Source organism: Leptotrichia sp. oral taxon 215 str. W9775 (genome assembly GCF_000469505.1).
In the GTDB taxonomy this organism is placed as follows: Bacteria; Fusobacteriota; Fusobacteriia; order Fusobacteriales; family Leptotrichiaceae; genus Leptotrichia_A.
Map to the genome: position 1 here is coordinate 13,804 of NZ_KI272826.1, position 24,330 is coordinate 38,133.

Annotated in this window: 28 protein-coding genes, 2 pseudogenes and 1 riboswitch; all 30 genes and pseudogenes read left to right on the top strand. The window is 32.6% G+C overall.

Going from position 1 to position 24,330, the window contains the following annotated elements; translation table 11 throughout:
- Window positions 1–26: 26 nt before the first annotated feature.
- The 30 genes and pseudogenes from HMPREF1984_RS01075 to HMPREF1984_RS01205 all read left to right on the top strand — a co-directional run bounded on the left by HMPREF1984_RS01075 (window position 27) and on the right by HMPREF1984_RS01205 (window position 24,039).
- The gene (locus HMPREF1984_RS01075) at window positions 27–803 is read left to right on the top strand and encodes a sirohydrochlorin cobaltochelatase (protein ID WP_021766014.1); all 777 of its coding nucleotides are present in this window, start codon (window positions 27–29) and stop codon (window positions 801–803) included.
- A 117-nt stretch (window positions 804–920) separates the two neighbouring features.
- A riboswitch (cobalamin riboswitch) is annotated at window positions 921–1,104 on the top strand.
- A 185-nt stretch (window positions 1,105–1,289) separates the two neighbouring features.
- Window positions 1,290–1,997, top strand: coding sequence for an energy-coupling factor ABC transporter permease (locus HMPREF1984_RS01080; RefSeq protein ID WP_036099330.1), 708 nt, complete (start codon window positions 1,290–1,292; stop codon window positions 1,995–1,997).
- Window positions 1,997–2,299, top strand: coding sequence for an energy-coupling factor ABC transporter substrate-binding protein (locus HMPREF1984_RS01085; protein ID WP_021766016.1), 303 nt, complete (start codon window positions 1,997–1,999; stop codon window positions 2,297–2,299). The genes HMPREF1984_RS01080 and HMPREF1984_RS01085 overlap by 1 nt, the downstream gene beginning before the upstream one ends.
- Window positions 2,286–2,978 (top strand): CbiQ family ECF transporter T component, encoded by a 693-nt coding sequence (locus tag HMPREF1984_RS01090; RefSeq protein ID WP_036099331.1) that lies wholly within the window; start codon window positions 2,286–2,288, stop codon window positions 2,976–2,978. Before HMPREF1984_RS01085 ends, HMPREF1984_RS01090 begins: the two co-directional genes overlap by 14 nt.
- On the top strand, window positions 2,971–3,777 hold the full coding sequence (locus tag HMPREF1984_RS01095; RefSeq protein ID WP_021766018.1) for an energy-coupling factor ABC transporter ATP-binding protein: 807 nt from the start codon (window positions 2,971–2,973) through the stop codon (window positions 3,775–3,777). The genes HMPREF1984_RS01090 and HMPREF1984_RS01095 overlap by 8 nt, the downstream gene beginning before the upstream one ends.
- Window positions 3,774–5,117: a cobyrinate a,c-diamide synthase gene (locus HMPREF1984_RS01100; RefSeq protein WP_021766019.1), complete on the top strand. Its 1,344-nt coding sequence runs from the start codon at window positions 3,774–3,776 to the stop codon at window positions 5,115–5,117. The genes HMPREF1984_RS01095 and HMPREF1984_RS01100 overlap by 4 nt, the downstream gene beginning before the upstream one ends.
- A gap of 237 nt (window positions 5,118–5,354) precedes the next feature.
- Window positions 5,355–5,999, top strand: coding sequence for a precorrin-8X methylmutase (locus tag HMPREF1984_RS01105; protein WP_021766020.1), 645 nt, complete (start codon window positions 5,355–5,357; stop codon window positions 5,997–5,999).
- A 31-nt stretch (window positions 6,000–6,030) separates the two neighbouring features.
- Entirely contained in the window at window positions 6,031–7,149 is a 1,119-nt protein-coding gene (gene cbiD, locus HMPREF1984_RS01110) for a cobalt-precorrin-5B (C(1))-methyltransferase CbiD (RefSeq protein WP_021766021.1), read from the top strand.
- 33 nt (window positions 7,150–7,182) lie between these two features.
- Window positions 7,183–7,830 (top strand): precorrin-6y C5,15-methyltransferase (decarboxylating) subunit CbiE, encoded by a 648-nt coding sequence (cbiE, locus tag HMPREF1984_RS01115; RefSeq protein WP_021766022.1) that lies wholly within the window; start codon window positions 7,183–7,185, stop codon window positions 7,828–7,830.
- Entirely contained in the window at window positions 7,817–8,380 is a 564-nt protein-coding gene (gene cbiT / locus HMPREF1984_RS01120; RefSeq protein ID WP_021766023.1) for a precorrin-6Y C5,15-methyltransferase (decarboxylating) subunit CbiT, read from the top strand. The genes cbiE and cbiT overlap by 14 nt, the downstream gene beginning before the upstream one ends.
- A 188-nt stretch (window positions 8,381–8,568) precedes the next feature.
- A complete protein-coding gene (locus HMPREF1984_RS01125) occupies window positions 8,569–9,807 on the top strand; it encodes an ATP-binding protein (RefSeq protein ID WP_021766024.1) in 1,239 nt (412 codons plus the stop codon).
- Window positions 9,808–9,999: 192 nt separating this feature from the next.
- Window positions 10,000–10,671: a DUF4417 domain-containing protein gene (locus HMPREF1984_RS01130; protein WP_232219662.1), complete on the top strand. Its 672-nt coding sequence runs from the start codon at window positions 10,000–10,002 to the stop codon at window positions 10,669–10,671.
- 21 nt (window positions 10,672–10,692) lie between these two features.
- Window positions 10,693–11,409 (top strand): precorrin-2 C(20)-methyltransferase, encoded by a 717-nt coding sequence (gene cobI, locus HMPREF1984_RS01135; RefSeq protein WP_021766027.1) that lies wholly within the window; start codon window positions 10,693–10,695, stop codon window positions 11,407–11,409.
- Between the two features lie 39 nt (window positions 11,410–11,448).
- A complete protein-coding gene (locus HMPREF1984_RS01140; RefSeq protein ID WP_036099382.1) occupies window positions 11,449–12,132 on the top strand; it encodes a hypothetical protein in 684 nt (227 codons plus the stop codon).
- Between the two features lie 83 nt (window positions 12,133–12,215).
- Window positions 12,216–12,434, top strand: a pseudogene (locus HMPREF1984_RS11065) (DUF1016 N-terminal domain-containing protein); the annotation flags it as partial.
- A 33-nt stretch (window positions 12,435–12,467) separates the two neighbouring features.
- Window positions 12,468–13,136 carry a hypothetical protein gene (locus HMPREF1984_RS01145; RefSeq protein WP_021766030.1) on the top strand — a complete coding sequence of 223 codons (669 nt, stop codon included), beginning with the start codon at window positions 12,468–12,470 and terminating at the stop codon, window positions 13,134–13,136.
- 30 nt (window positions 13,137–13,166) lie between these two features.
- The gene (gene cobM / locus HMPREF1984_RS01150; protein WP_021766031.1) at window positions 13,167–13,928 is read left to right on the top strand and encodes a precorrin-4 C(11)-methyltransferase; all 762 of its coding nucleotides are present in this window, start codon (window positions 13,167–13,169) and stop codon (window positions 13,926–13,928) included.
- A 228-nt stretch (window positions 13,929–14,156) separates the two neighbouring features.
- Window positions 14,157–15,167 carry a cobalt-precorrin 5A hydrolase gene (cbiG, locus tag HMPREF1984_RS01155; RefSeq protein ID WP_021766032.1) on the top strand — a complete coding sequence of 337 codons (1,011 nt, stop codon included), beginning with the start codon at window positions 14,157–14,159 and terminating at the stop codon, window positions 15,165–15,167.
- Window positions 15,160–15,900, top strand: coding sequence for a precorrin-3B C(17)-methyltransferase (gene cobJ / locus HMPREF1984_RS01160; protein WP_021766033.1), 741 nt, complete (start codon window positions 15,160–15,162; stop codon window positions 15,898–15,900). The genes cbiG and cobJ overlap by 8 nt, the downstream gene beginning before the upstream one ends.
- A gap of 57 nt (window positions 15,901–15,957) precedes the next feature.
- Entirely contained in the window at window positions 15,958–17,202 is a 1,245-nt protein-coding gene (locus HMPREF1984_RS01165) for a putative DNA modification/repair radical SAM protein (RefSeq protein WP_036099335.1), read from the top strand.
- 96 nt (window positions 17,203–17,298) lie between these two features.
- The gene (locus HMPREF1984_RS01170) at window positions 17,299–18,027 is read left to right on the top strand and encodes a TIGR03915 family putative DNA repair protein (RefSeq protein ID WP_021766035.1); all 729 of its coding nucleotides are present in this window, start codon (window positions 17,299–17,301) and stop codon (window positions 18,025–18,027) included.
- A 91-nt stretch (window positions 18,028–18,118) separates the two neighbouring features.
- Window positions 18,119–18,652 carry a DUF1697 domain-containing protein gene (locus HMPREF1984_RS01175; RefSeq protein WP_021766036.1) on the top strand — a complete coding sequence of 178 codons (534 nt, stop codon included), beginning with the start codon at window positions 18,119–18,121 and terminating at the stop codon, window positions 18,650–18,652.
- 10 nt (window positions 18,653–18,662) lie between these two features.
- Entirely contained in the window at window positions 18,663–19,292 is a 630-nt protein-coding gene (locus HMPREF1984_RS01180; protein ID WP_232219663.1) for a GNAT family N-acetyltransferase, read from the top strand.
- Between the two features lie 289 nt (window positions 19,293–19,581).
- Window positions 19,582–20,055 (top strand): GNAT family N-acetyltransferase, encoded by a 474-nt coding sequence (locus HMPREF1984_RS01185; protein WP_021766038.1) that lies wholly within the window; start codon window positions 19,582–19,584, stop codon window positions 20,053–20,055.
- A 30-nt stretch (window positions 20,056–20,085) separates the two neighbouring features.
- Window positions 20,086–20,703: a DNA alkylation repair protein gene (locus HMPREF1984_RS01190; protein ID WP_021766039.1), complete on the top strand. Its 618-nt coding sequence runs from the start codon at window positions 20,086–20,088 to the stop codon at window positions 20,701–20,703.
- Between the two features lie 68 nt (window positions 20,704–20,771).
- Entirely contained in the window at window positions 20,772–20,948 is a 177-nt protein-coding gene (locus HMPREF1984_RS11460) for a hypothetical protein (RefSeq protein WP_021766040.1), read from the top strand.
- 218 nt (window positions 20,949–21,166) lie between these two features.
- A complete protein-coding gene (locus tag HMPREF1984_RS01195) occupies window positions 21,167–21,652 on the top strand; it encodes an NUDIX hydrolase (RefSeq protein WP_036099337.1) in 486 nt (161 codons plus the stop codon).
- Between the two features lie 87 nt (window positions 21,653–21,739).
- A pseudogene (locus HMPREF1984_RS11070) lies at window positions 21,740–21,993 on the top strand (hypothetical protein); the annotation flags it as partial.
- Between the two features lie 165 nt (window positions 21,994–22,158).
- Window positions 22,159–22,581 (top strand): MarR family winged helix-turn-helix transcriptional regulator, encoded by a 423-nt coding sequence (locus HMPREF1984_RS01200; RefSeq protein WP_036099339.1) that lies wholly within the window; start codon window positions 22,159–22,161, stop codon window positions 22,579–22,581.
- 90 nt (window positions 22,582–22,671) lie between these two features.
- Complete coding sequence (locus tag HMPREF1984_RS01205) at window positions 22,672–24,039, top strand: MATE family efflux transporter (protein WP_084408380.1); 1,368 nt, start codon at window positions 22,672–22,674, stop codon at window positions 24,037–24,039.
- The last annotated feature ends 291 nt before the right edge of the window (window positions 24,040–24,330 follow it).

The following is a 24,330-nucleotide window of genomic DNA, read 5'->3' on the forward strand; positions in this document are numbered from 1 at the left end:
TAAAATAATATCTGGAAGGAGGCTGCATGGTAATTTGTGCAGGAGAAAATATGGGAAAAGCGATTCTTGTAACGAGTTTTGGGACTTCACATAGGGATACGAGGGAAAAATGTCTTGATGTGATAGAAAATAAAGTAAAGGAAAAATATGGACAGGAAAAGGTTGAAAGAGCCTACACTTCAGGGATTATAAGAAGGATAATAGAAAAAAGGGAAGGAATTCATATATATGATCAGAAGGAAGGTCTGGAAGCTTTGAAAAACAAGGGATATAATGAGATAATAACAATGTCTCTGCATATTCTTGGAGGAATTGAATATTCCAAACTGGATGACAGCTATGGGAAAGTAACAGAACCTCTTTTAAAGGCAGAAGAAGATTATCTGAAGATTGTAAATAATGAGGAATTCAACAATTTAGAAGGAAACGACGCAATCGTATTTATGGGACATGGAACAGAAAGTGCCGCAGACAGTACATATCAGAAATTGCAGGAGGAATATATAAAAGCTGGGAAAAATAACATTTTTGTGGCGACAGTTGAAGGTGAAGTGACTATTGAAGACATTATTGAAAAGCTGAAAACAGGAAATTATAAAAAAATATTATTAAAACCTTTTATGATAGTGGCAGGCGATCACGCTAAAAATGACATGGCTTCAGATGAGGAAGACTCGTGGAAAACAATGCTTAAAAATGAAGGTTATGAAGTGACAGCATTATTAAAGGGAATGGGTGAGTATGAGTTTATTCAGGATATGTTCATGGATAAACTGGAAAAAGTATATAAAAATAAAAATTAGATAGATTTAAAACAAGTTACAAATTTATTTTTAATTTATTTTTACTGGTATTTTACTGGCTTGAATACTTGTATATTAAAAAAAATATTACTCTTGACAAATTTAAAAAAGTATTATACGATTAATGAAATTATAGGTGTTTTTAAAACTTAATAAGGAAATCGGTTAAAATCCGGTACAGCCCCCACTACTGTGAAACAGACGAAAGTACAAAAAACCACTGAAACATTGTGTATGTTTTGGGAAGGGTACGAGTAGGATGAAGTTAGTCAGGAGAATTGCCTAATAATTTTTATATGAGATTTTCTGGGAAGGGAAGATTTAATATGCATCAATAAAAATAAATCAGCAGTGATTTATTTCGTGAAATAATATTATTTTGTAATATAAGATAATATTATTGATTTTGACGTGTATTGACTTCGGCTTTGGCTGATTTTTTTTTAAGCTCATCTAATAATCAAATACATCATGGGAGGAGAAAAAATGAAAAAGAAAACGTTATCAGTTTTAGTCTTGACAGGGCTGCTGTTAGTAGGAGTAAATGGTTATTCAATGCACATTATGGAAGGTTTTTTACCTTTAAACTGGGTTCTGGTATGGTTTGCTGTGTGTATTCCATTCTGGATTATAGGAATAAAGAAACTTCAGGCTGTTTCTAAAGGAAGTGTACAGGATAAAATGACACTTGCATTGGCAGGAGCATTTATATTTGTACTGTCAGCATTGAAAATTCCGTCAGTTACAGGAAGTTCATCACATCCAACGGGAGTAGGGCTTTCAGCTATACTGTACGGACCTTTTGTGACATCAATTCTAGGGACAATTGTATTAATATTTCAGGCGGGACTGCTTGCACATGGAGGGTTTACAACTCTTGGAGCAAATGCATTTTCAATGGCGGTAGCAGGACCTGTTGTATCATATTTAATTTATAAGGCACTTGCTAAAAAGAATAGGGGAGCTGCAATATTCCTTGCCGCGGCAATAGGAGATCTTGCCACATATGTAGTTACATCTTTTCAGCTGGCATTTGCATATCCGTCACCTGAAGGCGGAGTAATCGCTTCATTTATTAAATTTGGAACAGTGTTTGCAGTAACTCAGATTCCTCTTGCAGTGATTGAAGGACTTCTCACAAATGTAGTAATGAACATACTTGAAAAATATAACGTAAAAGGGGTGGAAGCATAATGTCGGAAAACAAAAAGAAAAGTGTATTTAAAAAGAATCTTATTTTAATGCTTGTAATATTTTTAATAGGAGTTGCTCCTTTACTTTTTATAAAATCTGAATTTGGTGGATCTGACGGTGAAGGGGAAGAAGTAATAAAAACAATAAAACCTGATTATGAGCCATGGGCTAACAGTTTAATAGAACTGCCTGGAAGTGAAACTGAAAGTCTGCTGTTTGCACTGCAGGCGGCAATAGGTGCAGGAGTCATAGGATATGTGTTAGGTTATTTCAAAGGTGAAAGAAAAAATGCTGATAGATAAAATATCCTACACAAATCCCTTAAAAGATATAAACCCCGGAATAAAATTTATATTATCAATGACAACTTTAATATTTTTACTTTATACTGGAAGTAAAACAGTATTTATTTTTAATTTAATACTGTTTAATTTACTTCTCCTGTTTGCTGTGAAGGTGAAAATAGGTGATTTGTTAAAGCTGAATTTTATTCCGGCTTTATTTATTTTAACAACTGTAGTTTCACTGCTGCTGATAAAGGCAGACATATGGACGTTTCTGTTACGTTCATTTTCTTCAATAGCAGTAGTGTATTTTCTAATCTGTTCTACACCTGTCATAGATTTGGACTATATATTTGAAAAACTGAGATTCCCAAAAATATTCAGGGAAATGTTTTTATTGATTTACAGATATATATTTCTATTATTTGACAATAAGGAAAAACTACAGAATGCACAGGAAGTAAGGCTTGGATACAGCAATTTTAAAAATGGCATGAAGTCATTTCCAATGCTTGTAGTTGCCATATTGAAAAAAACATATTACTATAACATGAATTCTATAAAGGCTGTAGAATCAAGAATGGGAAAGGAATTTATCTTTTCCCGCCGAAAATATAAAAAAATTGGATTTGAAATAATTTTTGTATTAATAATATTTGCAATAAACTTATATCTGGTGGTAAAATATAATGCTTAGACTTGAAAATATAACTTTTTCATATGATGAAGAAACAGAAGCCCTGAAGGATGTTACTTTGAATATAGAAAAAGGTAAGAAAACATTATTTCTTGGGGAAAATGGCTCAGGAAAATCAACATTATTTTTAATAATGAACGGACTTTTAAAGGCACAGGAAGGAAATGTGTATTTTGAAGGTGAAAAGATAAAATACAGGAAAAAAAATCTGGAAGAACTAAGAAGGAAAGTAGGGATAATTTTTCAGGATCCTGAAATACAGATATTTGCCCCTTTAGTTTTTCAGGAAGTGGCGTATGGGCCTGAAAATCTTGGTTATTCTCCAGAGAAGGTGGAAGAAAAGGTAAACAGGGCAATGAAGGAAATAAATATAGAAGATTTGAAGGACAGACCTTGCCATCATTTGAGCTATGGGCAGAAAAAAAGAGTTTCGATAGCTGCAATTACAGCAATGGAACCGGAACTTCTTATTCTTGATGAGCCTACTGCATGGCTTGATTCTAAAAATACAAAAAGAGTATCGGAAATTCTGGATAATTTTTCTAAAGCAGGGAAAACAATGGTAGTATCAACACATGATACGGATTTTGCCTATGAATTTGCTGATTATATCTATGTCCTTGATAAAGGAAAAATTGTCAGGCAAGGAAATAGGGACGAAGTTTTTGAGGATTTTGAATTTTTAAAAAAATTAAATTTAAATATTCCAAATATACTGAAAATAAAAAGTTACCTCAAGTATAGAAATCTTGACGAAAACGAATATTATAAATTTCTGGAGGAAAAAAACTTGTTATGAAAAAAATACTCATATCAGGAACAATGAGCGGCAGCGGAAAAACTACAGTAAGTAGTATACTGATGTCAGCATTTCCAAATGTGGCCCCCTTTAAAGTGGGGCCTGACTATATAGATCCTGGATATCATGAACTTTTTACAGGAAATAAATCTCATAATCTGGATGCCTTCATGTTTGATGAGAAAACGTTGAAACATATATTTGATATGGGCTCAGAAGGCAAAAGCATAGCAATAACTGAGGGGGTTATGGGACTTTACGACGGAATTGGCCATGAAAAGGATAATTTCAGTACTGCACATCTGTCAAGAATTCTTGATATTCCAATAATTCTTGTAGTTAATGCAAAAGGGATTTCTACAAGTATTGCGGCAGAAATTCTTGGATTTAAATTATTTGATAAAAATGTTAAAATAAAGGGAGTTATTTTAAATAATGTTTCTTCTGAAAAATTGTATTTAAACTTGAAGGAAGCGGTAGAAAAATACACAGGAATTGAATGTGTAGGATATTTGCCTAGAAATGAAAAGCTTTCTGTGGAAAGCAGGCATCTGGGATTGAAGCAGGCTTTTGAACTGAAAGGCTCAAAAGAACTCGAAGAAAAAAAACAGCTTTTTAAGGAAATTGCGGAAAAATGTCTGGATTTAGAAAGAATATATGAAATAGCTGAAGAATTTGAAATTAAAGACAGTATGGCCAGCTTTGAGCCAATAAAGGATTTAAAGGATAAATATAAGGGGAAACGAGTAGGAATTGCTAAGGATGGGGCATTTTCATTTTATTATGAGTCTAATCTGGAACTGATGAAGTTTTCAGGATTGGAAATAGTGGAATTTAGCCCTGTAAAAGATAAAAAAATACCGGAAAACCTTGATATGATTTATCTTGGGGGAGGTTATCCTGAACTTTACTGGAAAGAGCTTACTGAAAATGTTTCCATGAAGGAAAGTATAAGACAGGCTTACGAACAGGGAATAAAAATTTATGCAGAATGTGGAGGATTTATTTATCTGGCAGACAGGCTGAATTTACTTGACGGAAACAGTGGAGATTTTTGTGGTCTGATAGATGTGGAAATTTCAATGAGAAACAGGCTTAACATTGGAAGATTCGGATATATAAATATAGAAACTGAAAATGGAATTTACACGAAGGGGCATGAATTTCATTATTCGGAAGTTTCTGAAGATAATGAAAAAGATAAATTTTACAAAATAGAAAAAAATGATGGAAGAAACTGGACTTGTGGATATAGGAAAAAAAGCCTGCTGGCAGGCTATCCACATATTTCTTTCTATTCAAATATAGAATTCTTCAAATATTTAATAGAGGAATTGTAACAAAAACTTATTAAGAAAATAAAAAACGATATTTATTCACTTTACAAAATTTTACTTATTTAAAACAGTCATTTATTAAGAAAAATCATAAACTCGCCTAAAGGTTCAGACAATGATTTTTTCTAATATTCATTTCCTGTTTTATCATTGTAAAATTTTGAATAAATTCATAAATATCATTTTCTATATTATAATAAATTTTCTTAAATATAAATAACAGGAGGAATATAAGAAATTATGTCATACATTAAGGATCCTAAGGGTATAGAAGTAAGAAGTTTTGAAATAATAACAGAAGGACTGGGAAACAGGGCAGATCATTTTGCTGAAAATGAAAAACCTATTGTAAAAAGGCTTGTACATACAACAGGGGATTTTGGATATGCTGATATTACGGAATTTCATAATGATGCGGTAAATTGTGCCATGAAGGCGATAGAATCAGGATGTAAAATATACTGTGATACAAATATGATTGTAACAGGACTTAATAAAATGGGGCTTGCAAAATTCGGGTGTTCAGCATATTGTCTTGTAAATGATGAGGAAGTGGCTAAAGAAGCCAAGGAAAGAGGAATTACAAGATCAATGGTTGGAATAGAGAAAGCTGTAAAAGACAAGGATACGAAAATATTTCTGATAGGAAATGCACCGACAGCACTGTTTAAACTTCTTGAAGAAATAAGCAAGGAAGGTGTGGAAAAACCTCAACTGATTGCAGGAGTTCCTGTGGGATTTGTCGGATGTCCTGAATCAAAGGCGGCACTTTCAGACTATGATGTTCCCTTTATAAGAACGAATGGAACAAAAGGGGGAAGTACAGTGGCTGTAGCAGTTCTGCACGGAATATTGTATCAGATGTTTGAAAGGGACAGATATTAGAAACGGGATAGAAAGGGAAGGATGAAATTAAATGGATGAATACCTCTATTTTCGTGGCAAAAAGCTAAGATATGGCTATACTACCGGAAGTTCAGCAACGGCGGCCACAAAGGCGGCACTGATGTATCTTCTAGATGACAGTAAACACGATATACCTGAAGTGACAATTAAACTTCCCTCAGGAGATTCCCTTACAATTAATGTAAATTCATTGGAAAAAAAGGAAAATAGCGTGCTGGCGTCTGTTATAAAAGACGGAGGGGATGATCCTGATGTTACCCATGGGCTGGAAATTTATTCAAAGGTGAGCTTACGGAATGATTCAAAAATAAATATTTTTGGTGGAACAGGAGTGGGAAAAGTTACTAAAAAAGGGCTTCCTGTCGCACCAGGAAATTCAGCGATAAATCCTGTTCCTTTAAAAATGATAAGGGAAACAGTGGAAGAGATGCTACCTGAAGGATTGGGGGCAGATGTGGAAATATCTGTGCCTAAGGGGGAAGAAACTGCAAAAAAGACGTTAAATGCAAAACTGGGAATTATTGGTGGGATATCAATACTGGGAACAACTGGAATAGTGAAGCCCATGTCGGAAGAATCGTGGAAGGCTTCCCTTGCAATAGAGCTTAAAATGGCACTTGAAAACGCTGGAAACAGTGAAGCGATATTTCTTTTTGGAAACAGAGGGAAGCAGTATCTCAGCGACAATTTCGATGACAATACATCGCAGGCAATTGTAATAAGTAATTTTGTTGGTTACATGTTTGACAGGGCGTGTGAATTTGAAGCAAAGAAAATCTATTTTATTGGGGAACTGGGAAAGTTTGTAAAAGTTGCAGGAGGGATATTTCATACACACAGCAGGGTTTCCGATGCAAAAATGGAAATACTTACGGCAAATGCACTGCTTGTAGGGGAAAGTACAGAAAACATGAAGAAAATAATGTCTTCAAATACGACTGAGGAAGCTACAAAATATATTGAAAAGACGGAAGTTTACAGTCTGCTGGCTGAAAAAGCGAAACAGAAATGCGAGGAATACTGCAGGAGAAACGGTTGGGAGCTGGAAGTTGAGACACTTATCATTTCTGCTGAAAAGGAAGTTCTTGGCAATAGCAGGCATTTTTTTGATAATTTTAAAAGAAAGTAGAAATAACAAAAAATAAAGAAAAACAGGTGAATCATGAAAATAAATGTAGTAGGCTTGGGTCCAGGGAATATAAAATATATTTCTTCTGCTGGAATTGATTGTATAAAGGAAGCTGAAATTTTAGTTGGAAGTGCAAGGCAGCTTTCAGATCTGAAAAGTGTCATTTCAGAAAAACAGGAAATATATATATTAGGTAAACTGGGAGAACTTGTAACTTATTTAAAGGAAAATATTGGAAAGAAAATAACGGTTATTGTGTCGGGGGATACAGGATATTACAGTTTAGTGCCTTATCTGTCAAAAAATTTATCTAAGGACATTCTGAATATTATTCCTAATATATCATCCTACCAGTACCTGTTTTCCAGACTGGGAGAAAACTGGCAGAATTTCAGGCTGGCAAGTGTGCATGGCAGGGAATTTGATTATATTAAAAATATAGATGATAGGGATTTTGAAGGATTGGTACTGCTTACAGATGATATCCGGAATCCTTATGAGATAACAAAAAAATTATATAATAACGGAATACGGGGTGTAACAGTAATAGTCGGAGAAAATTTATCCTATGATGATGAAAAGATAACTATACTCGAAATAGAAGATTATGAAAGATTAAACAGGAAATTTGATATGAATGTACTTGTTTTAAAGAAAGGCGAAAATTATGCACATATATGATAAGGAATTTACACAGATAGAATTACCGATGACAAAGCAGGAAATAAGGGCGGTTTCTATTGCGAAACTCATGTTGAAGCCTGATTCTGTCCTGATTGATGTGGGGGCGGGAACAGGAACGATAGGAATAGAAGCTGCAACTTATATGCCACAGGGAAAAGTTTATGCAATAGAAAAGGAAGGAAAGGGATTAAATACAATAAAACTGAATGCAGAAAAGTTTAATCTTACTAACTTTGAGTTAATTCATGGAAAGGCACCTGACGCCATTCCGGATATTCCTTATGACAGAATGTTTATCGGCGGGTCAACTGGAGGGATAGAGGAAATTATAAATCACTTTTTAAATCATGCAAAAGATGAAGCTATACTTGTTATTAACTGCATTACACTTGAAACACAGGCTAAATCTCTGGAAATTTTGAAGGAAAAAGGCTTTGAGGATATAGAAGTTGTTACGGTTACTGTCGGCAGGGCAAAAAAAGTAGGACCATATACTATGATGTATGGAGAAAATCCTATCTGTATAATTAAGGTTGTGAAGAAATAAGAGACGGTAAGACCTCGTTTATAATTTTTTAAATTACAGACTATATTCCTTAAAAAGTTTAAAAAATTAAAATTATAGGAATATATTCCTGAAAATATAAAATTTACAAAAAAAACAGGATTATATTCCGTAAAATTTGATTTTTGAATAAAAAAGGGGTATAATTTAAAAGGAAATGAGGTGTTAAAATGATAAGAATAGATCGAAAAGAATATTTAGATTTTTTAGTAAAATCAAAAGACAGGCAGATAATAAAGGTCGTATCTGGTGTAAGAAGATGTGGAAAATCCACTCTCTTTGAGATATATAAAGATTTTCTGCTTGAAAATGGAGTTGCAAAAAATCAGATTATATCTATAAATTTTGAAGATATGGATTATGAAGAACTTACAGATTATAAAAAACTTTACGAATATATAAAATCTAAAATGATTAAAGATAAAAGGAATTATATATTTTTAGATGAAATTCAGCATGTGGATAAATTTGAAAAAGTTGTAGACAGCCTTTTTATAAAAGAAAATACAGACCTGTATATAACAGGCTCCAATGCCTATTTTATGTCTGGCGAGCTGGCAACCCTTTTAAGTGGGCGTTATATAGAACTGAAAATGCTGCCTTTATCATTTAAGGAGTATTATCAGGCTAAATTAGAGTATGAAAAACTGGAGCAAAAGGAAAATAGGATATCAAAAACACTTATACAATATTATAATGAATATATAGTAAACAGTTCGTTTCCTTATACTTTACAGTTGGACAGTGATTTGAAAAATATACATGAATATTTAAGTGGGATATATAACTCTGTGCTTTTAAAAGATATAGTTGCAAGATTGAAAATTTCAGATGTGATGAGACTTGAAAGTGTCGTGAAGTATATATTTGATAATATTGGCAATTTGACTTCGCTTTCAAAAATAGGGAATACCCTAACTTCAATGGGAAGAAAAACAGATGTAAAAACCATTGAAAAATATATTAGAGGACTTACTGACAGTTTACTTGTGCATGAAGTTAGCAGATATAATATAAAAGGGAAAGAATTCCTATCTACATTATCAAAATATTATGTTGCAGATTTAGGGCTTAGACAGATGATTTTAGGTAACAGAAATATAGATATGGGACATATACTGGAAAATGTAATTTATCTTGAACTGCTCAGAAGAAAAGGCAATGTATATGTTGGGCAGTTTGATAAAAATGAAATTGATTTTGTTGTTATTAATTCAAATGAAATTGAATATTATCAGGTCGCTTTGACTGTCTTAGATGAAAATACTTTAAAAAGGGAACTGGATGCCTTTAAAAATATTAAGGATAACTATCCGAAGTATCTTATAACTTTAGATGATGTAATGGTGAATACCGACTATGACGGAATAAAGGTTGTAAATGCTCTGGAGTGGTTGTTGAGGAATTAGGTAAAACCGTAAAATTAAAGAAAATTTTCTTTGTTTACGATAACTTTAGTCTTGACATTATCTTTTGAAAATCAATCAATGGAAAAAATGGAAGTTTCTAATATTGAAAACAAATTGATTGTTAAGTATGGAAAATTTTCAAAAATTAAACTTAATATATTTTTTTAAATTTTAATTGGGAGGATGAGTTTATTGGAATTAGAAATTATGGAATTAAAAAGTAGTGAAAATTATGATGCTAAGTTAAAAGAAATTGAATTTTATAAAAATTCAAAAATACATCAATGTATGTTACCTTATGTTGGCTTTAAATATGAAGAATATAGAGTATTATTAGTTGCTGAAAGTCATTACCTTGAAAATGAAGAAGATAGAAAAAAAGTAGATAATTTTGAAAAATGGTATGGGGATAAAGGAAATATTTCTTTATCTTGTCCTAAATATATATACACAAGAGGAGTAGTAGATGAATGTTTTTCTAGAGGAAATGTTTTTTTTCAAAGAATAAAAAAAGAACTTGAAAAAGCAAATATTGATATAAAATATTTTTGGGAAAGAGTTTCATTCATGAATTTTTTTGTAGTTCCTTCAACAAATGGAAGTAGAGGAATAATAGCTACAAAGGAAATGAAAGAAAAGTCTTTAAATAATTTTGAAGAAGTAATTAAAGTGTTGAAACCGAATTATATATTATTTCTTAGTAAAAAAAGTTATTGTATTTTTGAAAAACAGAATTCAGAATCCTTAAAAAATACTTACACTTTTTGTCACCCTGCTTCAGCATGGTGGTATAGAAAAAGAAAAGATGGGGGAAAATCAAGTGATGAATTCAGAGAAAAAATAGAAATTATTTTCAAAATTTAATAATGTAAAAAAGGAAGAGATATGACTAACAAATTTTACGGAATAGGTGTCGGAGTGGGAGATCCTGAGGAGATAACTCTGAAAGCGATAAACACCTTAAAAAAATTAGATGTGGTGATATTGCCTGAAGCTAAAAAGGATGATGGCAGTGTGGCCTATGAAATAGCAAAACAGTACATGAAGGAAGATGTGGAAAAGATTTTTGTAGAATTTCCCATGTTAAAATCACTTGAAGAAAGGGAAAATGCAAGAAAAAAGAATGCAAAAATAGTTCAGGATTTATTAGATGAAGGAAAGAATGTAGGATTCTTAACTATTGGTGATACAATGACATATAGCACTTATGTGTACATTTTAGAGCATTTGCCAAAGAAATATCCAGTTGAGACTATTCCAGGGGTTTCATCATTTGTTGATATGGCATCGAGGTTTAATTTTCCTCTTATGATAGGAGATGAAACTTTAAAGGTTGTATCGCTTAATAGGAAAACTGACATTGAATCTGAACTGGAAAATAATGACAATATAGTTTTTATGAAAGTCAGCAGAAATTTTGAAAAATTAAAACAGGCACTTGTAAAAACAGGTACAATAGACAAAGTCATTATGGTTTCAAACTGCGGGAAGGAAAATCAGAAGGTTTATTATGATATAAAAAATTTAGTTGAAGATGATATTCCATATTTTACAACGATGATTGTTAAAAAGGGCGGATTTGAAAAGTGGAGGAGAGATTAGAAAACAAATTATTTATTTAATAGGAGAAGAGGGATGAAAATGAAAAAAATACTGGCTACATTATTTTTAGCTATTCTGTTTCAAGGAGTTGCAGAAACAATTGTAAAAGGAACTTATGATACAAAGAAAAAAAGATACACGGAATTGAGTCAAACTTTTGAAAAGGAAATAAATTTGAGTTATGCATTGCCAACTGATAAAAAAGATACAGTAACGTATAAAACTGAAAATTATGATATTTTAGTGAGAAAAAGTGATTTATTGGAATTATACAACAGAAAAAGGGAGAAAAAAGAGAATAATATAAAAGATAATATTTCTGATAAGGATAAAAAATTGGATTATGTTCGTAATTATATTGCTGAATTAGTGGAGAGCAACAGGGCAGTTATTTATGAAAGAAAAACAAAAAAAGAAATAAAAAATATTGTAAAAGTAAAATACAGTAACGATATTTACTATGATGCGGGAAGAGGTTCAAATTACGATGGTTATAAATTTTATACAGATAAAAGTTTGTCACAGGAAATCATGAAATTTGATATTATAACACAATTTGGAATTGCTATTCACAGCAGTTTGGGAGATAATCCATATAATAGAGAATTGACAGAAAAGGAAAAAGAATACAGAGAAAAAAATGGAAATCATTTTGAAGAATTAAAGGCATTGTATAAGAAAGCTGTTCAAAATCCGAATGTTGAACAAAAAATTAGTTATTAGTAAAAAATATTTGATAAGTTATTTTTGAAATTAATATAAATGGGGGGAAAAATGAGTAAAATTGAAAAAGGAATTGAGAGTAGTATGGGAAAAAACTTTTAAAAGAATTGTCAAAAAAATTGACAAAAGAGTACGGAAAGGGCTTTTCAAAATCAAATTTATTTAATATGAGAAAATTTTATTTGAAATATCAAAAATTCCAGACAGTGTTTGGAAAATTGAGTTGGTCCCATTATTGTGAGATTCTGAGTATATCCGATGATAAAGAAAGAGCATTTTATGAGAGAATAATAATTTATGCTTTGATGAAAAGCAAATAATAGGAAAAGAGAAAAATGTTAGAAATAAAAAGAAAAGTTTACGATGATAAGGATTGGTATGAAGAATACATTCAAGTTTTAAAAGACGGGAAAGAAATTCATTATGGTGAAAGTTTTAAATTGCCAAAATATGAAAATGGAAATTATGTACTTTACTTAAATTATGGAAACATAGAGTATTACAAATTTTTTAAAATTTATTTGAAAAAATGGGAAGATAAAATTTATTTTATTCCGAAGTATAATTTTTGTGATGAGAAGGTATATGGATATTCACCGTTGGAATTTTTGGAAAATGAGATAAAAGAAATTTTAGAGAATAAGGAAGAAATTAGTAAAATCAAGAAATTGACAATAAAGGATATTTTGTATGAATGGGCATGTAATAGTCAGTTTAGAGAATTTTGCAATAGTTTTGAAGATTATCAGAAAAAATTGGTTAATGAAATTTATTTTGTGGATAATGAGATAATTAATAACGATATTTCAGGAAAATTTGAAAAGATTTTTGGAATGAAAAACAAAAAAATAGAAAAAATAAATGTTGAAGAAGTTGAAAAATTTAATAAAATATCCGTTTATCTTGAAAATGGGAAAGTCTGGGAAGCGTTTTTTAAGAAAAATGAAAAAATATATTTGAATACAGGGATGTCAGTAAGTTTTGAAATAAATGGAATATTATAAAAATAGAAAATAAAAAAAAGAGGTAATTTTATGGAAAAAGTTTACTTCATAGGAGCAGGTCCCGGGGATCCGGAACTGATAACTGTAAAAGGACAGAGAATAGTGAAAGAGGCAGATGTAATTATTTATGCAGGTTCATTAGTTCCGAAAGAAGTTATAAATTGTCATAAGGATGGAGCTGAAATTTATAATTCTGCTTCCATGTCATTGGATGAAGTCATAGATGTTACAGTAAAAGCGGTAAAGACTGGGAAAAAAGTTGCCAGAGTTCATACGGGAGACCCTGCAATTTATGGGGCTCACAGGGAACAGATGGATATGCTGGATGAATATGGAATAGAGTATGAGGTTATTCCGGGAGTAAGTTCATTTTTAGCGGCTGCCGCGGCAATAAAAAAGGAATTTACATTGCCTAATGTTTCACAGACTGTCATCTGTACAAGAATAGAAGGAAAGACTGCTGTTCCTGAAAAGGAAAGTCTGGAAAGTCTGGCTGAACATAGGGCTTCCATGGCAATATTTTTATCAGTTCAGATGATAGATAAAGTTGTAAAAACATTGTCAACTTCCTATCCATTGACAACACCTGTGGCAGTTGTCCAGAAGGCAAGCTGGCCAGACCAGAAAATAGTTTTTGGAACGCTTGAAACAATAGAAGAGAAAGTAAAAGAGGCAGGAATAAATAAAACCGCTCAGATACTTGTCGGAGATTTTTTAGGTAATGAATATGAAAAATCAAAATTATATGATAAATATTTTACCCATGAGTATAGAGAGGGAATAAAAAAATAAATAGAAAATTAATAAAATTACATCACATTTTTACGATGAAAATCAGACGTAAAAATTTACGTCGCATTTACGTCTGAATTTAAGAAGGACAAACTGAACAGATTATTAAAAAGTTTAATTCAGAAAAATTATATTGCTGTTACAGGAAAAGGTAGGGGAACTAAGTATTTTAAGAGATAAAAGCTATACTGACGGTCGGATAGAAGGCCCGGATAGAAAGGAAAATTAATGAAATTAGCATTTTGGACTGTAACCAGAGGTGCGGGAAATATTGCAAGGGAGTATAAGGAACAATTACAGGGGAATTTAAAGGATTATGATATAGATGTTTTTACATTGAAAAAATATGATGTAGAAAATACAATTCAGATAGAGGATTTCACTGCCAATATAAATGAAAAGTTTTCCTGGTATGATGGACATATTTTCATAATGGCGAGTGGAATTGTAATTAGAAAGATAGCTGGGCTGATAGGAACAAAGGATAAGGATCCTGCGGTACTTTTAATAGACGAGGGAAAACATTTTGTAATTTCCCTTTTGTCTGGGCATTTAGGTGGAGCAAATGAGCTGACATATTTACTTGCGGGGACTCTAAATCTTATTCCTGTTATTACAACGAGTTCTGATGTTACAGGGAAAATAGCAGTGGATACTATATCCCAGAAGTTAAATGCAGAGCTTGAAGATTTAAAATCAGCAAAAAATGTAACTTCTCTTATTGTGAATGGGGAAAAAGTGAACATACTTTTACCTGAAAACGTTAAGATGAATGGCAAAAGCTCAGCAGACGGCTTTGTTTTAGTTTCAAATAAGAAAAATATTGAATACACCAGAATTTATCCTAAAAACTTAATTTTGGGTATCGGGTGTAAGAAGGATACAAAAGCGGAAGATATTTTGTCTGCTATTGAAGACTGTTTAAATAAAAATAATTTAGATATAAAATCAGTTAAAAAAATTGCGACTGTTGATGTAAAGGAAAATGAAAAGGGATTAATTGAGGCCACTAAATCTTTAAATTTAGATTTGGAAATAATTTCAAGGGAAGAAATTAAAAAGATTCAGGATCAGTTTGAAGGTTCGAATTTTGTAGAAAAAAACATTGGAGTGAGGGCGGTATCAGAACCGGTTGCACTTCTGGCTTCATCACAGGAAGGGCATTTTATTGAGATGAAGGCAAGATACAACGGAATAACAGTTTCAATTTATGAAGAGGAGCTAAAAATATATGAGTAATGGAAAAATTTATGTGGTGGGCATAGGGCCTGGAAAAAAGGAAAATATGACATTCAGGGCATATGAAGCAATGGAGAACAGTGATATAATAGTAGGGTATAAGACTTATGTGGATTTGGTGAAGGAATATTATCCGGGAAAAGAGATGAAAAGCTCCGCAATGACAAAGGAAGTGGACAGATGTACGGAAGTACTTGAACTGGCAAAACAGGGGAAAACAGTCAGTCTTATAAGCAGCGGTGATGCGGGAGTTTATGGTATGGCAGGAATTATGCTGGAAATTGCCGATGAAGACATGGAAGTTGAGGTAATACCTGGAATAACTGCCACTAATGCAGCTGCAGCTATTGCTGGAGCACCGATAATGCACGATTATGCTACAATAAGTCTGAGCGATCTGCTGACAGACTGGGAGCTCATAAAAAAAAGGCTTGAACTTGCCGCACAGGGAGATTTTGTTGTAAGTATTTATAATCCTAAAAGCAGAGGAAGGGTTACCCAGATAGAAGAAGCAAGGGAAATAATGATGAAGTATAAACCCAAGTCAACTCCTGTGGCAATAGTAAGAAATGCGGGAAGGGAAGATGAAAGGTATATTGTTACAACTTTGGATGAAATGCTCAATCACGAGATAGACATGCTTACAATAGTGTTAATTGGTAACTCAAATACATTTGTAAAGAACGGGAAAATAATAACTCCGAGAGGATATGAAGGGAAATATAACTATTAAAATAAAATATACGATTTAAACGAATTATTGACATAAATTTACTGTATGAGGAAAACGATGAATAAACCTATAGATGAGAAGCTGAGAATACTTAGTGATGCTGCAAAATACGATGTTTCGTGTTCTTCCAGCGGAAGCAGCAGAAAAAATGCAAGTAATGGCTTGGGAAACGCCGCTTATAGTGGAATATGCCATTCATGGTCGGCAGACGGGCGATGTGTTTCCCTGCTTAAAATACTTATGACCAATCATTGCATATACGACTGTAAATACTGTATTAACCGTAAAAGCAATGATATCGAAAGGGCAATACTTACTCCTGATGAAATTGTAAGGCTGACTATAAACTTTTACAGGAGAAACTACATAGAAGGACTGTTTTTAAGCTCCGGAGTAATAAAAAATGCTGATTATACAATGGAGCAGATGATTGCTGTGGCTAAAAAACTCAGGCTGGAAGAAAACTTTAACGGATATATTCATATGAAGGTAATTCCGGGAGCAAGCCGGGAACTCATCCATGAAATAGGACTGTATGTAGACAGGGTTTCAGTAAATATTGAACTTGCTGAAAATAAGGCACTCAAACTTCTGGCACCTGATAAGAAACCTAACGATATTTCAACATCGATGGGCCTTATACGTAGGAATCAGATACAGAATATAGAAGAAAAGAAGCAGTTTAAAAGTACTCCTTCTTTTATTCCTGCAGGGCAGACAACCCAGATGATAATAGGAGCAGGTGGAGAAAGTGATTTTGCCATACTGAACAGGAGTGAAAATCTTTATAAAAATTTTGGATTGAAAAGAGTGTATTATTCTGCCTATGTTCCTGTAAATAAGTCGGGAATTCTGGCAAATACAGATGCTGTGCCTATGGTAAGGGAACATAGGATTTATCAGGCTGACTGGCTGTTAAGATTTTATAATTTTAAGGCTGAAGAGATACTGGATGAGAAGAACCCTTTTATTGACCCGCTTCTTGATCCGAAGGCAAACTGGGCTGTACAGAATTGGCACCTTTTTCCTATGGAAATAAACAGGGCATCCTACAAAGACCTTATCAGAATTCCTGGAATAGGAGTAACTTCAGCAAAACGTATAGTTATGGTAAGAAGACATAATGTAATAAAATATGAGCATCTTAAAAAGTTAGGAGTAGTAATAAAAAGGGCAAAATACTTTATTACTGTAAATGGTGAATTTATGGGATTCAGGAAGGAAAGTCCTGAACTTATAAGAAATGCCCTGATGGAAAAGGAAAAAATGGAAATGCGGCAGCTGAAACTTTTTAATATATAGATAGCTGTATCTGAAGGAAAGGAGAATGTAGAGGAACTGTCTGAAAAATTACAAAAATGAGGAAACCTTTATTTTAGACAATCCTGTACAGGAACAATGCCAAATTATTATTATGATGGAAGTTTTGATGGACTGCTGACAGTTGTTTACATGGCTTACGGAGATAAAAATAACGGGCTGAGGGTAATTGCTGAAAAAGAACAGTTTACTTTGGGACTTGATGATATTCATGTTACGACTGATTTTTCAAAAGCCAGACGTGTGGAAAAAAATATATGTGAGAAGATATCCAGGGAATTTTTAAATAAAATGCGTACGTGTTTTCTGTCATGTGATAAAAATAAGGACACAGCAATAGTTCACACAACATACAAGGCAATAAAGCAGGGGGAAGAAATTCTGAATTCCCTTGATGAGCATGCCTTCCACATGAATAAACTGATAAAACAGGTTCTGAGTGAACGTCATAAATATCTGGGAGTCCTGAGATTTAAGGAAATGAAGGACGGAACAATGTTTGCGACAATAGAACCGAAAAATAATATTCTTCCTGCCTTGATTTCCCACTTCAGAAACAGGATGAAAAGGGAAAGATTTGCAATTTTTGATAAGGAAAGGGAAATGATAGCTTATTATGATACGAAAAAAGTCGAAATTTTCTTTGTGAAATCTCCTGAAATTGAGTGGAGTGATGAAGAAATGGAATATTCTGAACTTTGGAAAACCTTCCATAAGAGCATTTCCATAAAGGAGAGGGAAAACAGGAAACTTCAGCAGAGCAATCTTCCAAAATATTACTGGAAACATCTTGTGGAGGAAATGTAGGAAATTTAAAATAATGTATATTTTTAGCTATTACCTTTAGAAATATACAGCTAAAGAGACAGGTGAATAAAAATTTACAAGGGAGAAAAAAATGAGATATGTACTACTGCTTCGTGGAATAAATGTTGGTGGGAAAAATAAAGTATCAATGAACGATTTAAAAATGAATATAGGCGAACTGGGATATCAAAATGTAGTTACATATATTAATAGCGGAAATGTAATATTTGATACAGATGATAATATAGAAACTGTCAAAATTAAAATAGTAGAAATGTTAAAAAATGTTTTTTTTCCTATTCAATATGTTATAATAACAAGGGAAGAATATCTGGAAGAAGTTTCAAATCTTCCGAAATGGTGGAATGAAACACTTGCAAGAAAAGATGTTCTTTTTTATAGTGATGAGGTTGACTATGAAAAATTAAAAACTCGAATAAAAGAAATGCCTCTTCATGATGAAATTGTATATTTTGGCAGAAAAGCTGTATTTTGGGGAAAATATACAGAAAAGGAATATTTACGCACTTCGTATCATAAGTTACTTATGAAAGAAAAGTTTTATCCTATGCTTACGATACGTAATGAACGAACATTTAAGAAATTAGCGGAAATTCTGGGATAAATCTATTTAAATGAAATGTATTTTCAGTTCTACCTTTCAGCTAAGAATAAATAATTCAAAGATGAATGTAAAATATAGGGAGAATGTTATCAGAATAAACAACAAAGAAATAGAAATGAAATCAAAAAATATATTAGAACTTAAAGAGGTGAAAAATATGCTTCATATAGAAAAGATAAATAGGAAAAATGTATGGGAGATACTTAAATTACATGTGTCAGAATCACAAAAAGAGTTTGTCGCAGCAAATGATGTCAGTATTATTGAAGCATATGCTACTATTACAGCAAATGGATTTGCATTTCCGTTTGGTATTTATGATGGCAAAACTCCTGTTGGATTTATGATGATTGGTTATGATTCGGCTGATTATTGGGAGGATACACCAGATATAGCAAGAGGAAACTATAGTCTCTGGCGTTTGATGATTGATGAAAATTATCAGAAAAAAGGATTCGGAAGGGAAGCAGTTGGCCTTGGACTGGATTTCATTAAATCATTCCCTTGTGGTAAGTCTGAGTACTGCTGGCTTTCTTATGAACCGGAAAATGAAGTTGCCCGTCAATTGTACCGTTCTTATGGATTTGTTGAAACTGGCGATATGGTTAGCGGAGAAATTATTGCTGTACTGAAACTTTAAGATAGATGAAAATTCAATAGTTATTTAGGAAAAATAAATTTTCAATAAAATTAAAAAAAGAATATATATTAAAAATACTGGAAAGAGGTGTTTATTTATGGGAATACTAAAAAAATTATGGGATATGCTGCCGGAGGGACGTCCTGTTTGAGTACCACAACCTGCGGAGTGGGGAATAAAAGAAGAAATTATGGAAAAAAATGAAGATGAAAAAGCTGAAAATGAAAAAGCTGAAGAAAAACAGACGGAAAATAAATAGAATTTCTAGAAAGGATTATGGAATTTACCTATGGAATTTATAATAAAGGAAATAATTGACAAAAGGGAAAAGGAAAAAATATCCAGAGATATTTTGAATGATCTTCCTGAATGGTTTGGTATGCCTGACAGTACAGAGGAATATATTAAAGATTCTCAGGATAAACCATTTCTAGCATGCTTTATTGATAATGAGACAGCTGGTTTTGTTGTATTAAATGCTACAAGCAAGGACTGTGCAGATATTTTTGTAATGGGAATTAAGAAAAAATATCATCGCATGGGTGTGGGCAGAAAATTGAATGATGCCTATGAAGAAATGGCGAAAAAACTTGGATATACATATTCGCAGGTGAAGACAGTTAAAATGGGTCACTATAAGGAATATGATATTACTAATCATTTCTATATATCCATGGGATATAAGGAGTTGGAGTGCTTTCCAACCTTGTGGGATGAGTGGAATCCTTGCCAGATTTATATAAAATATATTGGTGAAAAATAAAATGATAATTTGCGAGTGAGGTGAGTCCATTTGAAAGAGTATATTACAAGTTTAGAAAAGGAATTTTCTTTAATTGAAAATGGCTTCAAAGAGGAAGAAAAAAAAGCCTTAGCTGATTATAAATCCAATGATGATGAATATATTAAAAAATTGGCGTTCTTAGCTTATGAATCAGCTGCTTATCAAGTAAGAATGTATGGAGTGTTTCTGTTTGGATATCTATCAGAAGAAGGAGATATTTTAGCATTTATGAGGGATGAAGTTTCCAAAGATGATAATTGGAGAGTTCAGGAAGTACTGGCAAAGGCGTTTGATGAATTTTGTAAAAAAACAGGATATGAAAAAGCACTTCCAGTTATTGATGAATGGTTAAGAAGTAATAATCCTAATGCGAGAAGAGCAGTTACAGAGGGTTTAAGAATATGGACAAGCAGATCGTATTTTAAAGATAATCCAATTGAAGCTGTTAGGAGAATTTCCGACTTGAAGGAAGATACGAGCGAATATGTTAGAAAATCTGTAGGAAATGCTTTAAGGGACATAAGTAAAAAGTTTCCGGAATTGATTAAAATGGAACTCAGCAGCTGGAAATTAGAGAGCAAAGAAATCAAACAAGTATACAAGCTGGCGAGTAAATTTATTAGCTGATAGTCTTAGTTTTTAAATGCTGAAAGAATTTACTATAATTGAAATATACAAATTAAGGGGGAATTAATATGGCTACTAAAAGCTTTACCAATGATGTCACTTTTGAACCGAAAGATGTTGATAATTTAATAAAAGCTTTAGAAACAGATAAAAAACCTAATCCTATTAAAAGTATTAAAGTAAAAACAATAACAGAACCTTCAGAAATACTAAAATTAGTAGGATTAAAGAGAGATGAAGTTTAGAAAGATTTCTGGCTCTTTGTCAAGAGTGGGGGTGGAAAAAGTTCGATAACCTTAAGAGATTCTAAGCTGAATAAGTTTTTTAAGGTTGTCGAATTTTTTTAGGCTCTATAATATATATGGGGGTGTAATAAGTTTTTACAATAAAGCTGATGGTAGTCTTATTGACTCATTTAATAGGGAATAGAAAATTTTTTGTATTTTGCGAAGGGAGAATAATTATGGAATACAATTGTGGTTTTATAGACGGAAACAAGTGGTTTAGATACCGAGCGGCAGCAATCATTGTAGAAGAAGGATGTGTACTATTTGCCGGAAACGAAATAGAAGATTATTTCTATTCTATTGGTGGAGCTGTTCATATGGGTGAAACAGCAGAAACCGCCGTTAAGAGAGAAGTTCTTGAAGAAACAGGTGTTGAGTACGAAATAGATTATCTTGCCGTAATCCATGAGAATTTCTTTCATGATGATAAAGGTTCACACAAAGGAATGGACTGTCATGAGATAGCTATGTACTTTATGATGAAGCCTAGAGGTACAAGAGAACTTAACAGTGAAAGCTATGTAATGGGAGTTAAAGAAACAATGCATTGGATTCCTGTTGAGGATATTCATAAATATAAGGCTTTCCCGTCGTTTATGAAGGAGTATCTGCAATCAGGATACAGTGGAATTAAACATATTATAACCGATGAAAGAGTTTAACAGCTCCCAGTTTACAAAGAAAAGAAAAAATAGATTTCTGAGAAAATATCTACAATAAAGCTGACGGTAGTCTTATTGAATCATTAGAAATTTAGAGTTATGTCAGTCATTTCAGTGGCTATCCAAATTTTTGCAATGATAATTATTTTGCAAGCTGGAGGTTTTATTCACTTATGACTGTCTTTTAAGATTGCTAAATATATTTGTTTCTTCTTTGTTGCTTACCTATCTTTGAATACTATTATGAACATGATTTCAAAAAGTAGGAAAGAAAAATATGTCATGACTCCATTTTCACTTATAGCGGAATATGTTTTTGGATAATGGCCTTTCAGATGTAGTATGTAAAATAAGAATAATCTACAGTGCATCAAATTGGAATTTGGTGAACTGAAAGATAATAAAATAGATTATTAGATAGAAATATATAGTTCAAAAAAACAATCGCATACTATTGACTTTTTTAATTCTTTATGTTATACTCATTAAATATAGGAGGGAGAATTATGCAAAAAGAGTCTTGTGCATTGTTTATACATCAAATTCACAATAATTTAGAAAAAAAAAACAATAATAAATTAAGAAAAAAAGGTATTACATTTTCTCAAATGAATGTATTGATAGCTCTCGTTGATATAAAAGAAAAAGGACTTACCTTCAAAGAACTTGAAAAGAAACTGGTACTTGCCCAGTCAACAACAGCAGGGCTTATTTCCCGATTAGAGCAAAAAGGGCTTGTTGAAGTTTTTGGTGATAATTCGGATAAGAGAATTAAATATGTGAGAATAACTCAGAACGGCGTTTCCTACTGCGATGATGCTCGAATGGAAATAAATAATACCGAGGAAACACTTCTGTCGGCTTTATCGAAAGATGAAAAGAAAACTCTTTTTTTGTTATTGAAAAAAGTAAATAATACCGTAAAATAAAATTTGCCTGTTTAAACAGGCAATTATAATAAATAAAATAATCGCATGCTATTAAACTCTTGCGATTGAAATAGAATGGAGGAAAACAAAATGAAAAATAACAAATCTATGGAATTGTTCAGTAAAGCGCCTGTTTCGCAGGCGGTATTCAAAAATGCATTGCCTGCTATGGCAGCAATGCTTATGGTGTTAGTGTATAATCTGGCAGACACATTCTTTATCGGGCAAACGCACGATGCACTTCAAGTAGCAGGCGTTTCTCTTGCGACCCCCGTATTTTTATTGTTTATGGCAGTAGGTACAGTGTTTGGTATAGGTGGTACTTCCGTGATATCAAGAGCAATGGGTGAAGGTAGGACAGAATATGCCAAAAAAGTGTGCTCTTTCTGTATGTGGGGCTGTGTAATCGTTGGTGTTGTTATGTCTGCAGCCATGTTAGTTTTTATGAAACCTATATTAACATTGGTGGGTGCAAGTGCAGACACTTGGAATTTTGCCCAAATTTATTTGACGATTGTTATTTGCAGCGGACCTTTTGTGCTAATATCCAATTGTTATTCTAACGTTATAAGAGCAGAAGGCGAATCTGGTAAGGCTATGATGGGAACTTTACTCGGAAATCTTTTGAATGTAATTTTGGATCCTATTTTTATTTCAGTATTAGGTTGGAATATTGCCGGTGCGGCTATTGCAACAGTTATAGGTAATGTAGTCGGTGCAGGATACTATATTTTGTATTTTTTAAAAGGTAAATCATCATTGAGTATAAGCTTGAAAGATTTAACTATGAAAGATAAGGTGGCAAGTTCTGTCCTTGCAATCGGTATTCCTGCAGCGTTAGGTTCATTGCTTATGAGTATATCCCAAATTATTATAAATAGTCAAATGGCTGAATATGGTGATATGGCAATTGCTGCTATGGGTGTGGCTATGAAGGTTGTCACTATTACAGGTATGATTTCAATGGGATTAGGTCAGGGTGTTCAGCCGTTGCTTGGATACTGTGTAGGTGCAAAATTGCACGAGCGATTCAAAAAAGTACTACGTTTTTCGGTGGTATTTTCCCTGTTGTTAAGTGTTGCACTTACAGTTCTTTGTTATTTGTTCACAAACCAGATTGTCAGTGCATTCCTTACAGATGCAACCGCTTATGAGTATGCTGTCAAATTCTCAAGAATTTTGTTAACGACAAGCTGTTTATTTGGTGTATTTTATGTAATCACAAATGCTTTGCAGGCGATGGGTGCGGCAACAAGTGCATTGATCATCAATTTGAGTAGACAGGGAATTATATTTATTCCGGCATTATTTATACTGAATGCAGCAATAGGAATGACAGGACTTGTTTGGGCTCAGCCGGTAGCAGATATTATTTCGTTATTTATTGCTTTTATGCTGTATTTAAAAATATCAGCGAAAATGTTTTCTGATAACGTAAATGATAGCAAGAAAGCTTAATACTTGAAAAAAACGGCTCTATAATATATATGGGGTGAAAAAAGAGAAGTATAAGATTATTACTTTTACTTCCCTAAAATTTCAAATTTAATTATTAACTTATTCAATAAAATGAAAATTTATCAGTCAAGAATTTTTCCCATATAATATTCATCAACGAACCTGCCATTGACTTTCATAGATTTTGGTCTTACTCCTTCCACTGTAAATCCATTCTTTTCATATAAATGTTTTTTTGGCTCTTTGTCAAGAGTGGTGGTGGAAAAAGTTCGATAACCTTAAGAGATTCTA